This is a genomic window from Bradyrhizobium sp. (genome assembly GCF_049519115.1).
GTDB lineage: Bacteria > Pseudomonadota > Alphaproteobacteria > Rhizobiales > Xanthobacteraceae > Bradyrhizobium.
Map to the genome: position 1 here is coordinate 38,819 of NZ_JBEKRB010000007.1, position 13,732 is coordinate 52,550.

At 60.2% G+C, this 13,732-nt stretch carries 13 protein-coding genes, 1 tRNA gene and 1 pseudogene; 8 read left to right on the forward strand and 7 right to left on the reverse strand.

The features are described 5' to 3' along the window. Positions 1-78: 78 nt before the first annotated feature. Positions 79-897: a hypothetical protein gene (locus tag ABSE61_RS07650; protein WP_423870482.1), complete on the forward strand. Its 819-nt coding sequence runs from the start codon at positions 79-81 to the stop codon at positions 895-897. A 192-nt stretch (positions 898-1,089) separates the two neighbouring features. On the opposite strand, the gene ABSE61_RS07655 is transcribed toward ABSE61_RS07650, so the two are convergent. Beyond that, on the reverse strand, positions 1,090-1,566 hold the full coding sequence (locus ABSE61_RS07655; RefSeq protein WP_423870483.1) for an Hsp20 family protein: 477 nt from the start codon (positions 1,564-1,566) through the stop codon (positions 1,090-1,092). A gap of 231 nt (positions 1,567-1,797) precedes the next feature. Between ABSE61_RS07655 and ABSE61_RS07660 the strand changes: the two genes are divergently transcribed. Together ABSE61_RS07660 and ABSE61_RS07665 are read left to right on the forward strand one after the other, a co-directional pair. Beyond that, positions 1,798-2,745 carry an alpha/beta fold hydrolase gene (locus ABSE61_RS07660; RefSeq protein ID WP_423870484.1) on the forward strand — a complete coding sequence of 316 codons (948 nt, stop codon included), beginning with the start codon at positions 1,798-1,800 and terminating at the stop codon, positions 2,743-2,745. Positions 2,746-2,751: 6 nt separating this feature from the next. Beyond that, a pseudogene (locus ABSE61_RS07665) lies at positions 2,752-3,389 on the forward strand (LysE family translocator). Here the strand turns inward: ABSE61_RS07665 and ABSE61_RS07670 are convergent. Next, a complete protein-coding gene (locus tag ABSE61_RS07670; protein WP_423870485.1) occupies positions 3,377-4,132 on the reverse strand; it encodes a sulfite exporter TauE/SafE family protein in 756 nt (251 codons plus the stop codon). The pseudogene ABSE61_RS07665 and the gene ABSE61_RS07670 overlap by 13 nt on opposite strands. A gap of 419 nt (positions 4,133-4,551) precedes the next feature. On the opposite strand from ABSE61_RS07670, the gene ABSE61_RS07675 reads away from it, so the two are divergent. Beyond that, entirely contained in the window at positions 4,552-5,442 is an 891-nt protein-coding gene (locus ABSE61_RS07675) for a LysR substrate-binding domain-containing protein (RefSeq protein WP_423870486.1), read from the forward strand. 6 nt (positions 5,443-5,448) lie between these two features. On the opposite strand, the gene ABSE61_RS07680 is transcribed toward ABSE61_RS07675, so the two are convergent. The 3 genes from ABSE61_RS07680 to ABSE61_RS07690 form a co-directional block, all read right to left on the reverse strand. Continuing rightward, the gene (locus tag ABSE61_RS07680) at positions 5,449-6,417 is read right to left on the reverse strand and encodes a Bug family tripartite tricarboxylate transporter substrate binding protein (protein WP_423870487.1); all 969 of its coding nucleotides are present in this window, start codon (positions 6,415-6,417) and stop codon (positions 5,449-5,451) included. 12 nt (positions 6,418-6,429) lie between these two features. Next, the gene (gene hisN / locus ABSE61_RS07685) at positions 6,430-7,209 is read right to left on the reverse strand and encodes a histidinol-phosphatase (RefSeq protein ID WP_423870488.1); all 780 of its coding nucleotides are present in this window, start codon (positions 7,207-7,209) and stop codon (positions 6,430-6,432) included. 527 nt (positions 7,210-7,736) lie between these two features. Then, positions 7,737-8,624, reverse strand: a complete 888-nt coding sequence (locus ABSE61_RS07690; RefSeq protein ID WP_423870489.1) for an N-formylglutamate amidohydrolase — start codon at positions 8,622-8,624, stop codon at positions 7,737-7,739. A 314-nt stretch (positions 8,625-8,938) separates the two neighbouring features. On the opposite strand from ABSE61_RS07690, the gene cpdR reads away from it, so the two are divergent. From cpdR to ABSE61_RS07710, 4 genes are all read left to right on the forward strand, one after another. Then, positions 8,939-9,298, forward strand: a complete 360-nt coding sequence (gene cpdR, locus ABSE61_RS07695; protein WP_072826226.1) for a cell cycle two-component system response regulator CpdR — start codon at positions 8,939-8,941, stop codon at positions 9,296-9,298. Positions 9,299-9,401: 103 nt separating this feature from the next. Continuing rightward, positions 9,402-9,476 (forward strand) — tRNA-Val (locus tag ABSE61_RS07700). A 392-nt stretch (positions 9,477-9,868) separates the two neighbouring features. Next, positions 9,869-10,405, forward strand: a complete 537-nt coding sequence (locus tag ABSE61_RS07705; protein ID WP_423870490.1) for a TOTE conflict system archaeo-eukaryotic primase domain-containing protein — start codon at positions 9,869-9,871, stop codon at positions 10,403-10,405. Further along, the gene (locus ABSE61_RS07710) at positions 10,395-10,634 is read left to right on the forward strand and encodes a hypothetical protein (RefSeq protein WP_423870491.1); all 240 of its coding nucleotides are present in this window, start codon (positions 10,395-10,397) and stop codon (positions 10,632-10,634) included. The genes ABSE61_RS07705 and ABSE61_RS07710 overlap by 11 nt, the downstream gene beginning before the upstream one ends. Positions 10,635-10,728: 94 nt before the next feature. Here ABSE61_RS07710 and groL read toward each other — a convergent pair whose 3' ends face one another. Both groL and ABSE61_RS07720 read right to left on the reverse strand, forming a co-directional pair. Next, positions 10,729-12,375: a chaperonin GroEL gene (gene groL, locus ABSE61_RS07715; RefSeq protein ID WP_423870492.1), complete on the reverse strand. Its 1,647-nt coding sequence runs from the start codon at positions 12,373-12,375 to the stop codon at positions 10,729-10,731. Between the two features lie 39 nt (positions 12,376-12,414). After that, entirely contained in the window at positions 12,415-12,732 is a 318-nt protein-coding gene (locus ABSE61_RS07720) for a co-chaperone GroES (RefSeq protein WP_423870493.1), read from the reverse strand. Between the last annotated feature and the right edge of the window lie 1,000 nt (positions 12,733-13,732).

The following is a 13,732-nucleotide window of genomic DNA, read 5'->3' on the forward strand; positions in this document are numbered from 1 at the left end:
GAAATCGGCGATGAAATTGGCCGCCGGGATGAGGGCTGACTGGGCTTTCCAGACGAGAGCATCACAGGAGCTTCGAAAATGAAGGCGTTCAAAGGGTGGACCATCTCGGTCGGGCTGCTGTTGGCGGCCACCACCGCCAATGCTCAGGGGACGGCGCCTCAAGACACGAGCCGGCCGCGCTATTTGGCGGCGTCCGATTTCAGCGGACCTAACGCCGATGTGCCGCCGGGCCCCGCCGTTCCAGCGCCGGTCTATGGTCGACCAGTGTACGGGCCCCAGGGATACGGAGCGCAAGTTGGACCTGGGCCGTCAGAATACGGTCCGCCGCTGATGCCGCCGACGGAAGTCTATGCCGTGCTGCGCGAAAACGGGTTCTCCCCACTCGGGGTGCCGCGACTGCGCGGTCTTTTCTATTCGGTCTCCGCCATCGACCGCCGGGGCGACGATGGCCGGCTGGTGATCGATGCCCGGAATGGACGTATCGTGCGTTTCGTGCCCGCCGACCGCTTTAGCGGCCTGGGTGGCTATGGCGGCTACGGTGACGGCTATTATGGAGGTGCGCCGCGGCCTTCGTATGGACCGCTGGAACCCATGACCCGTCTTGATGCGCCGCGGCCGCCGGGTGCATTGCCTCCGAAGATCGCCAGCCGCCTGCCGCAGTCGATTCCGATGCCGCAGGCTGCGCCGTCAAGGCTTGGCGAGAAGAGGCCCGCCGACGCGAAGCCGTTGGCTGACAAGCTGACGCCCGCAGCCCCGATGCAGCAATCGGCCGCGGTCCATGCCAAGCCCGCCGATGTCGCGCCGGCCGCGCCTTCTGCAAGCCCCGTAGAGGCCAAGCCGGCCGCGCCGGCCATTCAAGCGACGCAACCGATGCCGAAGGTACAGGGGCTGGAATAGCTCTTAGTCGCTCCGGCCTTGAGCCGGGGGACCGGCGATTATTTCAAGGCCGCCGGAGCGCCATTCCGCATAGTAGTCGCTGCCTGCGGTTATGGGTTCTCGCGTTCGCGAGAACGACTGCCCAAACAAAAACGCCCCGGTTTTTCCGGGGCGTTTTCGCTTCAGCCAATACCAGTTGAAGACTCAACTAGCTCAGGCGGCAGCTTTCTCGGCCGTGCCCTCGATCACAGGTGCGTTCTGCACACTGCCGGAGATCGGAATGTTGCGGGGCTTCTTGGCTTCCGGAATTTCGCGGACGAGATCGACATGCAGCAATCCGTTCTCGAGGGAAGCGTTCTTCACGACCACGAAATCGGCGAGCTGGAATGCGCGCTCGAAGGCGCGGGCCGCGATGCCGCGGTAAAGCACTTCGGATTTTTCCTTGTCGTTCTCATTGGCGACTTTCTCGCCCTTGATCGTCAAGGTGTTTTCCTTGGCGACGATCGAAAGCTCAGCCAGCGCGAAGCCGGAAACCGCCACGCTGATGCGATAGGCATTCTCGCCGGTGCGCTCGATATTGTAGGGCGGGTAGCCGGGGCTGCCGTCGGCGGTGGCCTGATCGAGCAGGGAGAAGAAGCGATCGAAGCCGACGGTGGAACGATAAAACGGGGTGAGATCAAAGGTACGCATGGTTAGTCCTCCATTGAGCGACTGTTTGAAGTGAACCCGCCCGCCATGGGGCCGGGCTGTTGCTGTGCATCCTTTCAAGCGCCTTCCGGGTTCTCTTCGGAAACGCTGGTCGTGGCCTGCACGAAGGTGATATGGGAGGGAACCGAACGCGTTCAAGTCTGCACCCAGCCCGCCTTTTTGACGCTTTGGATCCTTGATTTCCCGCGCTTCCTGCCTAACCGGTTGGCTTCCATGACGCTCGTCTCGATCCCCGCCAATCCCGTTCCCGAAGATGTCGTGTCCGGCACCATCGAGACGCCCGATGGCGCCGAATTGCGCTTCGCGCGCTGGGCGCCGCCGGCCAACCGCAAGGGCACCGTCTGCGTCTTCACCGGCCGCAGCGAGCACATCGAAAAATATTTCGAGACGGTTCGGGATTTGCGCGACCGCGGTTTTGCGGTGGCGATGATCGACTGGCGCGGGCAGGGGCACTCGTCGCGGCGCTTGCGCGATCCGCGCAAGGGCTATGTGCGTGACTTCTCCGACTACGAAATCGACGTCGAGACATTCGTGCAGCAGGTGGTGTTGCCGGATTGCCCGCCGCCGTTCTTTGCGCTGGCCCATTCGATGGGCGGCGCGGTGATGCTGCGGATTGCGCATGCGGGAAAACGCTGGTTCGACCGCATGGTGTTATCGGCGCCGATGATCGACCTGCCCGGCCATCTGACGGCGTTGCCGGCACGCGTGCTGTTGCGCACCTTACGGTTTGCCGGGCTCGGCGGCCGCTATGTTCCGGGCGGCAGCGACGCCCTGACCGGCACTGCGTCGTTCGTCAACAATCCGCTCACCAGCGATCCGGTTCGCTACGCCCGCAACGCCGCAATTCTGGCCGAAGATCCGACGCTGGGTCTCGGTTCTCCGACGGTTGCCTGGGCCGATTCCGCCTTCCGCGCCATGCACGGCTTTCGCGCCAGCACCTATCCGCTGGAGATTCGCCAGCCGATCCTGATGCTCGCCGCCAGCAGTGACACCGTCGTTTCCACCTCGGCGATCGAAGAGTTCGCCTATCATTTGCGGGCGGGTTCGCATCTGGTCATCGCCGGTTCCAAGCACGAAATCCTGCAGGAGCAGGATCGCTACCGGTCGCAATTCTGGGCGGCGTTCGATGCCTTCGTGCCCGGCACGCCATTATTCGGGTGAGGCGTGATGTTCGGCATTCACGATTTTGGGCTCTTCATCGTCTCCGGGCTTTTGCTCAACATCGCGCCGGGACCCGACATCGCCTATATCGCCGGACGTAGCGTGCAACTGGGATGGCGCGGCGGGGTCACGGCGGCGCTTGCCGTCGCCACCGGCTGTCTCACCCATGTGTTTGCGGTCGCGGTCGGACTGTCGACGCTGCTGGTCGCCTCGGCAACGGCATTCACCGCCGTGAAATGGCCGGGCGCAGCCTATCTCTGTTACGTCGGTTTGACGATGCTGTTCTCGCGGCCGGCCAATCCGAGCGAATCGGCTGTGCGTGAGAGCCGCGATATTTCGTTGTCGTGGGTGTTCTGGCAGGGCGCGTTGACCAACGTGCTCAATCCGAAAGTGGCGATGTTCTTTCTCGCCTATCTGCCGCAGTTCGTCGACGCGGATGCGCCACACAAGCGCCGGCATTTTTAATGCTCGGCTTGATCTTCATCTTCAATGGGACGCTGTGTTGCCTGGCCATTGCCGTGATGGCAGCGCGGGCGGCAAGCGGTGTACGAAACTCCGGCGGCGCGATGGCCTGGATCAATCGTTCGCTCGGCGCGTTGTTCGTCTATCTCGGCGTCCGGATCGCTTTTGCTCAGGCGAAATAGATCTCGTAAGTCTCCGCTGCGGCCAGATAGATCCCAAGCACGATCATCGAGATCAGGAACCAGCGGCGAAACGAGTCGGGCTCAAGCCGCGTGCGCACCGTCTGGCCGACCGCCATGCCGGTGAACGAACAGGCGAGCGCGATCACACCGGGCAATGCGGTTGATTCATCGAGTAGCCCAGCGGCGGAGAGGTTGAAGGCCTGCACCAGCGTGGCGACCGTGAAGAACACCCCTAGCGCCTGAATCAGTTCGTCCTTCTTCATGCCCAGCGCCTGCATGAAGGGCATTGATGGAACGACCTGTACGCCGGTGGCGCCCGAGATGACTCCGGTGGTCAGCCCGATGACGCCGCCGACCCACTTCTCGTGCTGCGGCAGCACGGTGACGGTGAATTTACGGAGACTGACGATCGCGTACGTCACCAGCAGGACGCCGATCAGCACCGTTCCATAACGCGCGTAAGGGCCGGTCATCATGCCGCCATCGAGTCGGATGCCGACGGCCAGCCCCAGCAGCAGCGGCCATAGCCGCTTGACGATCCCGAGGAAATAAGGTCCGGCAAAAGTCTGCCAGATGTTCGTGAGAACGCCCGGCACGATTACGATGGCGAGCGCATGCGCGGGCGGCATCGACACCGCGAGCAGTCCCATCGATACCGTCGGCAGGCCAAGCCCGATCACACCTTTGACGAAGCCCGCCAGGAGGAACACCGCGGCAATGAAAATCAGGAGTGTGTGGGTCATGGCTAGTGGTCCGATTCTAACATTCGCATCACTTCTCAGCGGCCACTTTTGCGAATGTTAGAATCAAAGGACCACTAGCAGAGATCGGTTCTAGTGTCCCGATTCCGAAGTTCGTCGCATCTTGCGGGGCCACGTCTCGAACTTCGGAATCGAAAGGACACTAGCTAATTTATTGATCTAGTGTGGCTGTGGTTCAGAAGTCCGCATCAAGAAACCGCGGCGAAAATGATGCGCCTTCTGAGCCGCCACACTAGTGGTGTGCAGGATTTGACATTCGCTTCCCTGACTCGCGGCTGGGTGGGGAGCGAATGTCAAATCCACTCCGCTGGTACATTGACCGATCGGCGACACCGGCACAATCTGGAGCTTATTGAACAAGCCTTCGGGTATGACGAAGGCAGATAGTTTAAGGGTTTGCCATGCGTTTTGATCTGGTCGATCTTCAGCTTTTCGTGGCTGTGGCGGACAGCGGCAGCATCACCCATGGCGCGACGCGTGCCCATCTGGCTCTCGCATCTGCGAGCGCCCGGATCAAGGGGCTCGAAGCTGATCTGGGCGTGACGCTGGTGAGGCGCCGCCGCCGCGGCGTCGAGTTGACCGCTGCCGGCGAAAGCCTGCGCGATCATGCACGAGTGATCATGCACCAGGTCGCCATGATGCAAGGCGACATTGCCAGCTTTGCGAGCGGCGTCCGCGCCAGTGTCCATCTGCTCGCCAACACGTCCGGCCTGTCGGAACATCTGCCGAAGGCGCTTGCATCCTTTCTGCGCGAATATCCCGATATCAGCCTCGATGTCGAGGAACGCGAGAGCGTCGATATCGTCGGCGCCATTGCCAGCGGCGCGGCCGATCTCGGCTTTGCCGCCGAACATGCGTTGCCGGAGCACTTCGAGCGCTTCTCCTTTGGTGAAGATCGCCTGATGCTGGTGGCGCCCAAGCGCGGCGCATTCTCAACCCGCCGCCAGATCGATTTCATCGAGGTGACGGATTGCGACTTTGTCGGGCTCACCAGCACGACCGCACTCGCCGTTCATATCGGCAGGCAGGCCGCCCGGCTCGGCGTGCGCTTGCGGGTCCGGGCGCGGTTGCGGGATTTCGATGCGATCTGCCGGATGGTCGCCGCCGGCGTCGGCGTCGCGGTGGTGCCGGAAGCAGCCGCGAAGCGCTGCGCCCAAACGATGCCCATTACGTTGCTGGCGATCCGCGATTCCTGGGCCAACCGGCAGCTCACGATTTGCGCCCGCAGCTTCAAAAGCCTGCCGAAGCCGGCCAAGCTTCTCGTCGATCATTTGCGTAAAGCCGCGCGATAGGGAAGTTTACTTCTCGACGGCGACGCCGGCATCCTTGATCACCTTCGCCCATCGGGTGATCTCGCTTTCCATGAAGGCGTGGAAATGCTCTGGGCTGTCGCCGATCAGCTCGGCGCCCTGGACCGCGAGCTTTTCCTTCACCGCCGCGTCGCGCATGGCTTCGGTCGCGATCTGGCTCAGCTTCTCGACGATCGGCGCCGGCGTGCCGGCGGGCGCCACGAAGCCGTACCAGTTTTCGGCCTGAACATCCGGCAGCCCGACCTCGGTTGTGGTCGGCACGTCCATCGCCGTCGGCGCGCGCTTAGGCGCCCCGAGCGCAATCGCGCGCACGCCGCCAGACTGGATCTGCGGCAAAAGAATTGGCAGGTCGAGGAACACCATCTGCACCTGCTGCCCAAGCAGGTCGTTCACCGCCGGCGCGGCTCCACGATAGGGCACATGCACGATGTCGATCTTGGCCGTCAGCTTCAGCAGTTCGCCGGCGAGATGCGGCAGGCTGCCGGGGCCGGACGACGCGAAGTTGAGCTTTCCGGGCTTCGCCTTGGCGAGCGCGACCAATTCAGCCATGTTCTTGGCCGGAACGTCGTTCGCCACCACCAGCATCTCCGGCACTTTCGCCACCAACGTGATGGCTTGCAAATCCTTCAGCGGATCGTAGGCGACGTTCTCCATGGTCGGGCTGATGGCGAGCGCGCCTGCGCTCGAAAGCGCGATGGTGTAGCCATCCGGTTTTGACTTCGAAAGCGCGTCGGTGCCGAGCACGCCGCCTTGCCCGCCGCGATTGTCGATGATCACAGGCTGTTTGGCGATTTCCGACATGCGCTGGCCGATCACGCGCGCGATGATGTCGCTGGGGCCGCCGGCCGGGAACGGCACGATCAGCCGGATTTGTCGTGCCGGAAAATCCTCCGCGCCGGCCGATGCCGGCACAAGCAGCAGAGACAGGCCAGCGAGAAGCGCACGGAATGTTCTCATGGAAGAATTACCTTAACCGTTGAGCAGCTTGAGCGCCGCTTCATGAATGCGTGCATCGCCCGCCGCGACGATGCGGCCGCCGCCTTGCGCGGGTTCGCCTTCCCAGGTCGTCACAATGCCGCCGGCGCCGGTGATGATCGGAATTAACGCGGCAATGTCGTAAGGCTTCAACTCGGTCTCGATGACGAGATCGAGATGACCGGCCGCGAGCATGCAATAGGAATAGCAGTCGCCGCCGTAGCGCGTCAGCCGCGCGGTGTCGGCAACGCGGCCGAAGGCGGCACGGTCGGCCTGGTTCATCAGAAGCGGGCTGGTCGTATACAGTGTCGCGTCCGAAAGCTGCGCGCAGCGGCGCACTGCTAAGCGCCGCTGACCGGCCGATCCCGAATAATTGGCTGAGCCGTTGTCGCCGGAAAAGCGTTCGCCGACATAAGGCTGGTGCATCATGCCGTACACCGGCATTTTCCGGTGCATCAGCGCGATCAGCGTGCCCCAGGTCGGAAAGCCCGAGATAAAGGATTTGGTGCCGTCGATCGGGTCCAGCACCCAGACATACTCGGCATCCTCGCGCTCATTGCCGAATTCCTCGCCGACAATGCCGTGCTGCGGGAAATTGGACTGGATCAGCCGGCGCATCACCGCTTCGGCGGCGCGGTCGGCTTCCGTTACGGGATCGAAATCGCGGGTGCCTTTATTGTCGATGCCAAGCGACGTCCGGAAGAAGGGCAGAATGGTTTCGCCGGAGGCAGTCGCAAGGCGGCCAATGAAGGCGGTGAAATCGATGACCGTCACGACGACTCCTGGCTTACGGCTCTTGTAGTTTAGGGCTCTTGGCTAAGGCTCTAGCGCAATCCCATGAATTCCGCACGGCCAACGCGCGGCGGGTTGATGGACCATGCCCCGCTTTATTGTTGCTGCGAATCGGTGGGCGCAAAGGGGTAAATTTCCGATAACCGGGCTCGATCACGAGTTCGAGAGCAAATTTAGTATCCCCGCTATCCACATGTGAAGAAGCATCTTTTTATCCTATAAGTCACTCATTTTATTGAGATATTTATATCAGTGCCATGTTGGGGAATTCACGTAATGTACCGGATATACACCGCTAAAGATGGAAAAGGTCTTGCACTTTGTGCAGCGCGGTCGCATATTGTTGCGGTGCGGTAGCGCCTCGCGCTATCGCTGCCCTCCTTGGGCGTTTCCTCCCTAGACTTGGGCCGCTTGTTCATTCAGGCGGCCCTTTTTTCTTGGGGCGCGGCCGCTTTCTTCGAATTGTCATGGTGTCACCTGGCGCGATGGTGCCGTCGCGATGACAACTATCATTCAGCGGCAGATGCGAACGGCTCAAGTCCATCCAGTGGAAGCGCCGCCAGCACGTCGGCCAGAACCGCGAAATCCTCGGCCACCTGGGCAAACCGTTCACCACGAGACCGCCGCCGCTCATCCATATAGATGGCGCGGTTGAGTTCGAGCTGGATCGTATGCAGCCCGGAGGCCGGGTTGCCGTAGTGTTCGGTGATGAAGCCGCCCGCATAGGGCTTGTTGCGGCCGACCGAATAACCGAGCCGGCTCATGGTTTCCTCGATCGTATCGGCCAGCACCGAGGCGCAACTGGTGCCGTAGCGGTCGCCGATCACCACGTCCGGCCGCCGCGGCTCCTCGCGCGACACGCCGACCGATGGCATCGAGTGACAATCGACGACGATGGCGGTGCCGAAAGCGCGGTGGGCCTTGTTGATCAGCCGTCGCAGCGCGCGGTGATAGGGTTTGTAGAGCTGCTCGATCCGGGCCAGCGCGTCATCGACCGCGATGCGTTCGCCGTAGATTTCCTGGCCGTCGCCGACCACGCGCGGAATGGTGCCGAGCCCGCCGGCGACCCGCATCGAGCGCGTATTGGCAAAGCTCGGCAGCCGTCCTGAAAACATCCTGGGATCGAGCTCATAGGGCTCGCGATTGACGTCGACATAGGAGCGGGGAAAGTTGACGCTCACGGTCGGAAAGCCGAGATCGCTGAGACCTGCGATCAACTCGTCCATGAACGAGTCTTCCGAACGGCGTAAGCCCGCGATGTCGATGCGAGAGGCTTTCAAAAATTCAGGGGGATAGGCCGAGCCGGAATGCGGCGAATTAAAGATGATGGGCGCCCGCCAATCGGCCGGCTCGACGATCTCGAACGGCGGCGGCAATTCTTCGTCAAGCTGGGTCATCGTTCGTCGCCGTCCCTGGAATCCGCCCGTCTGAGGAGTAGCATTTCCGCCAAAAGGCGCGGCTTTTAGGGCCGCATTGTCGGTAATCGCGGCCGCTCTGCCAAGCAAAAAAACTCTAAACTGGTCAAAACTCTAAACTGGTCGAAACGAAAGACTTGCGGCGGGAATGAGCCGTCTCGATTGATTCGTGCCGCATTCAGGTCCAGAAATACTGGCACGAGACGTCGCTGACACCGTCCCTTTCACCCGAAATTTACTCTCGTCGGGCTTAGTGGGCGGACCGATCCTCAAATCCGGATTCGACGATTCCCGCCATGCACAAGATTCTCCTCGCCGAAGACGACAACGACATGCGCCGCTTTCTGGTCAAGGCGCTGGAAAATGCCGGCTTCCAGGTCTCGCCACACGATAACGGGATGTCGGCCTATCAGCGGTTGCGCGAGGAACCGTTCGAGATGCTGCTCACCGATATCGTGATGCCCGAAATGGACGGGATCGAACTGGCGCGCCGTGCGTCCGAGCTCGACCCCGACATCAAGATCATGTTCATCACCGGCTTTGCCGCCGTCGCTCTCAATGCGGACTCCGAGGCGCCCAAGAATGCCAAGGTGCTGTCGAAGCCGGTCCACCTTCGCGAACTGGTCAGCGAAGTGAACAAGATGCTGGCGGCCTGATATCCGGCTGCAAAAGACCTCCGTGGGCGCCAAAAACGGCTTTCGGCAACCTTGCCTGCCCCCCACGGAGCCGTTATACGGACCCCCACCTAATACGACTTTCGGGCACGTAGCTCAGCGGGAGAGCACTACCTTGACATGGTAGGGGTCACAGGTTCGATCCCTGTCGTGCCCACCACGCACAATCTAAAGTTGTATAGAGTAATAGATACTCGCAATAGCTCCGTGATGTCAAAGACATGTCTGCCAAAATCTCTCACTGGCGCGGTCTCTGCTCCTGCAATCGCCGCGAATGAGGCCATTTCGGCCCCCGGTCTCTGCCCTTTAAAATTCCGTTCATGACGTCCGCGACGATTGTACCGAGTCGTCTCACCTCAACGTGGGTTCGGTCCCCAGTTCGACACGGCTGCGTGCTTAGCAGGCAGTCTTTCATCCAATGACTTTGCAATTCGCAGATCAGTTGTTCAGTCATTGATCGTAACGCGACAGTGCACATTTCAAAACCGGGCTATCTTGTTTGCATCGCGGGTTTGGTGGACCGTGAGCGGGGGATGAGTGGGACGCAGGCAAATGGCTGCCGACGATCACGCAGAAATCGCTTCATTGAAGAAACGCCTCGCGGAACTCGACGTGGAGCGTGAGGGACTTCTGGCGTCGCTTGAGCAACTCCAGCAACGAAACAATGTGGAAGCAAAGCTTTCCTCTCAAGCATTGAATGCTGCTTCGGCCGCGACGGCACCCTCCAATGCCGAGAAGGTCATGCTCTTTCGATCGCTCTTCCGAGGTCGAGACAACGTCTTTCCCCAGCGTTGGGAAAATTCAAACTCAGGCAAGTCCGGCTACTCACCTGCATGCCATAACGAATGGGTACGCGGCGTTTGCGAGAAGTCGCGAGTCAAGTGCAGCCACTGTCCAAACCAGGCCTTCATTCCTGTAGCTGACGACATTGCAAGAAGCCATCTTCAGGGAAGGGACCTCGCGAACCCGAAGCGGACGCTTAAGTTCGTCGCTGGCGTTTATCTTAACACTAGGGAAACGCTAAAGGGTGGACCATGTCCGACTTTGTCAAAACCGTCTGCGCCTATAAGGAAACCAAATGTCAGTTGATAAGACCAAAGACGCTGCGTCCAAAAAAGCGATCGCCGAGAATAAGGTTGTAGAAGCCAAACCAGACGCCGTTGGCAAGACTGAGAACAAACCTGATTCGCCCTCTATGACTGAAAGCAAACCGGACGCTCCGGCAAGCAAGCAAGGTATGGGCGAGGGTCAGAAGGCAGTTTCTAAAGCTTACAAGGACAACTGGAACGACATTTTTGCGAAGAAGAAAAAGCGATAGCACCTGATCGTCTACTGCATGGAGATCCAGTTGTACGTAAAGGCCCGGCATTGTTGCCGAGCCTTTTTGTTTTTGATCGCGTCAAAGCTGGAACTTAGAAGTCCATACCGCCCATGCCGCCGCCCGGGGGCATACCGCCGCCGCCGCCGCCGGCGCTCTTCTTCGGCAACTCGGCGACCATGGCTTCGGTGGTGATCAGGAGCCCGGCGACGGACGCCGCGTTCTGGATCGCCACACGAACGACCTTGGTGGGATCGATGATACCCTTGGAGATCAGGTTGACGTATTCGCCGGTCTGGCTGTCGTAGCCATAGGAGTATTGATCCTTTTCCAGGATCTTGCCGACGATGACCGAACCGTCTTCGCCTGCGTTGATCGCGATCTGGCGCGCCGGCCAGGACAGTGCTTTGCGCACGATCTCGACGCCGGTCTTCTGGTCGTCGTTCTTGGTGCGGATGCCCTTGAGGTGCTCGGAGGCGCGCAGCAGGGCGACGCCGCCGCCCGGTACGATGCCTTCTTCCACAGCCGCGCGGGTCGCATGCATCGCGTCATCCACGCGATCCTTGCGCTCTTTCACTTCGGTTTCAGTCGCGCCGCCGACGCGGATCACCGCGACGCCGCCTGCGAGCTTGGCCAGACGCTCCTGGAGCTTCTCACGGTCGTAGTCCGAGGTGGTTTCCTCGATCTGCGCCTTGATCTGCGCAACGCGGGCTTCGATGTCGGCCTTCTTGCCGGCGCCGCTCACGATGGTGGTGTTCTCCTTGTCAATCATCACCTTCTTGGCGCGACCGAGCATGGCGAGCGTGACATTCTCCATCTTGATGCCGAGGTCTTCCGAGATCGCCTGACCACCGGTCAGGATTGCGATGTCCTGCAGCATGGCCTTGCGGCGATCGCCGAAGCCCGGCGCCTTGACGGCGGCAACCTTCAGGCCGCCACGAAGACGGTTCACGACCAGCGTGGCCAGAGCCTCGCCTTCGACGTCTTCCGCGACGATGACCAGCGGCTTGCCGCTCTGCACCACGGCCTCAAGCAGCGGCAGCAGTTCATTCAACTGGGAAAGCTTCTTTTCGTTGATCAGGACGTAGGCATCGTCCATTTCAACGCGCATCTTGTCGGCGTTGGTGACGAAGTAGGGCGAGATATAGCCGCGGTCGAACTGCATGCCTTCGACGACCTCGAGTTCGGTCTCAAGCGACTTGGCTTCCTCAACCGTGATAACGCCCTCGTTGCCGACCTTCTTCATCGCATCGGCGAGGAACTTGCCGATCTCGGCGTCGCCGTTGGACGAAATGGTGCCGACCTGGGCGATTTCCTCGTTCGAGGTGACCTTCTTGGAGTTCTTGACGAGGTCGGCGACCACGGCCTCCACGGCCAGGTCGATACCGCGCTTCAGATCCATCGGGTTCATGCCGGCGGCAACCGACTTGGCTCCCTCACGGATGATGGCCGCGGCCAGCACGGTCGCGGTAGTGGTGCCGTCGCCGGCAGCATCGGCCGCCTTGGAAGCCACTTCGCGCACCATCTGGGCGCCCATGTTTTCGAACTTGTCCTCGAGCTCGATTTCCTTGGCAACAGTGACGCCGTCCTTGGTGATGCGGGGTGCGCCGAACGACTTGTCGAGCACGACGTTGCGGCCTTTGGGGCCGAGCGTCACCTTGACCGCGTTGTTGAGAATGTCGACGCCGCGCAACATTTTGTCCCGCGCTTCAACACCGAATTTAACTTCTTTACTAGCCATGTTTGCTTGTCCTTGTGAGATGATTTAGAGAGACGGCGCTTAAGCGGCCTTCTTCTTCGCGGCGGGGATGTCGGTGAGAACGCCCATGATGTCGCTCTCCTTCATGATGAGGAGATCTTCGCCATCGATCTTGACTTCAGTGCCCGACCATTTGCCGAACAGCACGCGGTCGCCAACCTTGAGATCGATCGGGATTAGCTTGCCGGCCTCGTCGCGGCCACCAGGACCGACAGCTGTGATTTCGCCCTGCGACGGTTTCTCCTTGGCGCTGTCGGGAATAATGATGCCGCCAGCAGTCTTCTCTTCGGCGTCGATACGCTTGACCACAACGCGGTCGTGAAGCGGACGGAATTTCATGCGATCCTCCTTGTTTAGCTTATGGATTTTGCATTGGCAGTCACAATTAGTGAGTGCTAATCATGCGTATACGCCTGTAAGAACGAGATACAAGGGCGAGCGGGCCCTCGCTGCTGAAATAGCGCCGATCTATCGAGATGGATTCGAGGGCAAATTTTCGGCCTGAGACCTGCGCAATTATGCCGCCAACCGGTTCGATTACCGGCTGGAGAAATTGCGGCAAATTTGCCTGTTTCGCCTCGTTGCCTCTGCATCGAAAAATTTCGTTCCGGACTCGCGCGTCTGAGACCGGTTCGATGACTGGGTGGGGAGTTGGCAGTTCGAACCATACTGTTCCCACCACGCACAATCCTTAGTTGTTCGATAAAACGAACACTCTCGTTACGTTAACTATATCAAAGGCATGTGCGCCGAATTTGCAGAGTGTCGCGGTCTCTGCCGGCAGAGACGCGGCAAATTGGCCGGTTTCCTCGCTCAATCTCTGCACCGAAAAATCCCGTTCCCGGCGGCTTGTTCTTCAGCCTGAAATCCTGGGGCAGTTGGGCCAGATTGCGGGATTTTCACCGCCGAAGTTCGTTTCGTAATAGAACGATCCAAAAGGGACGCAGAATGTCACATGCTTACCAGCTAAACGATGAAGTCCGTCACCGCGGTCAAGGACCGCAGGGGCGGGTGCAGGTCGAGATGCCAAAGATCTACACCATCGTTCAATGTATGCCGGTCGAGTCAGACGGCCGTCTTAGATACCGCATCAAGTCTGACAAGATCGAGCGTGTAGTGACGGAAGATGAGCTTGCGTATTGTCAGTAAGGCGCCGTGACCGGTGACGTCGAAGGAAAAAGCATGCTGAATGATCGAGACAATATCTTGAGCGCTCTGCGCGAAAAGGCGCTCAAGGTTCGTGAGATCATGATCCGAGCCAATGTTGAATGAGGAAGCTTGCCAATCCCTCCTGCTGAAAATGGGAGGCGAGGGCGCTGTGAAATTCGATATTCACAGC

What these genes read in the sequence shown, in the direction of transcription:
- ABSE61_RS07650 (WP_423870482.1), top strand. Translation starts at nt 79, where the DNA reads ATGAAGGCGTTCAAAGGGTGGACCATCTCGGTCGGGCTGCTGTTGGCG.
- ABSE61_RS07655 (WP_423870483.1), bottom strand. Translation starts at nt 1,566, where the DNA reads ATGCGTACCTTTGATCTCACCCCGTTTTATCGTTCCACCGTCGGCTTC.
- ABSE61_RS07660 (WP_423870484.1), top strand. Translation starts at nt 1,798, where the DNA reads ATGACGCTCGTCTCGATCCCCGCCAATCCCGTTCCCGAAGATGTCGTG.
- ABSE61_RS07670 (WP_423870485.1), bottom strand. Translation starts at nt 4,132, where the DNA reads ATGACCCACACACTCCTGATTTTCATTGCCGCGGTGTTCCTCCTGGCG.
- ABSE61_RS07675 (WP_423870486.1), top strand. Translation starts at nt 4,552, where the DNA reads ATGCGTTTTGATCTGGTCGATCTTCAGCTTTTCGTGGCTGTGGCGGAC.
- ABSE61_RS07680 (WP_423870487.1), bottom strand. Translation starts at nt 6,417, where the DNA reads ATGAGAACATTCCGTGCGCTTCTCGCTGGCCTGTCTCTGCTGCTTGTG.
- ABSE61_RS07690 (WP_423870489.1), bottom strand. Translation starts at nt 8,624, where the DNA reads ATGACCCAGCTTGACGAAGAATTGCCGCCGCCGTTCGAGATCGTCGAG.
- cpdR (WP_072826226.1), top strand. Translation starts at nt 8,939, where the DNA reads ATGCACAAGATTCTCCTCGCCGAAGACGACAACGACATGCGCCGCTTT.
- ABSE61_RS07705 (WP_423870490.1), top strand. Translation starts at nt 9,869, where the DNA reads ATGGCTGCCGACGATCACGCAGAAATCGCTTCATTGAAGAAACGCCTC.
- ABSE61_RS07710 (WP_423870491.1), top strand. Translation starts at nt 10,395, where the DNA reads ATGTCAGTTGATAAGACCAAAGACGCTGCGTCCAAAAAAGCGATCGCC.
- groL (WP_423870492.1), bottom strand. Translation starts at nt 12,375, where the DNA reads ATGGCTAGTAAAGAAGTTAAATTCGGTGTTGAAGCGCGGGACAAAATG.
- ABSE61_RS07720 (WP_423870493.1), bottom strand. Translation starts at nt 12,732, where the DNA reads ATGAAATTCCGTCCGCTTCACGACCGCGTTGTGGTCAAGCGTATCGAC.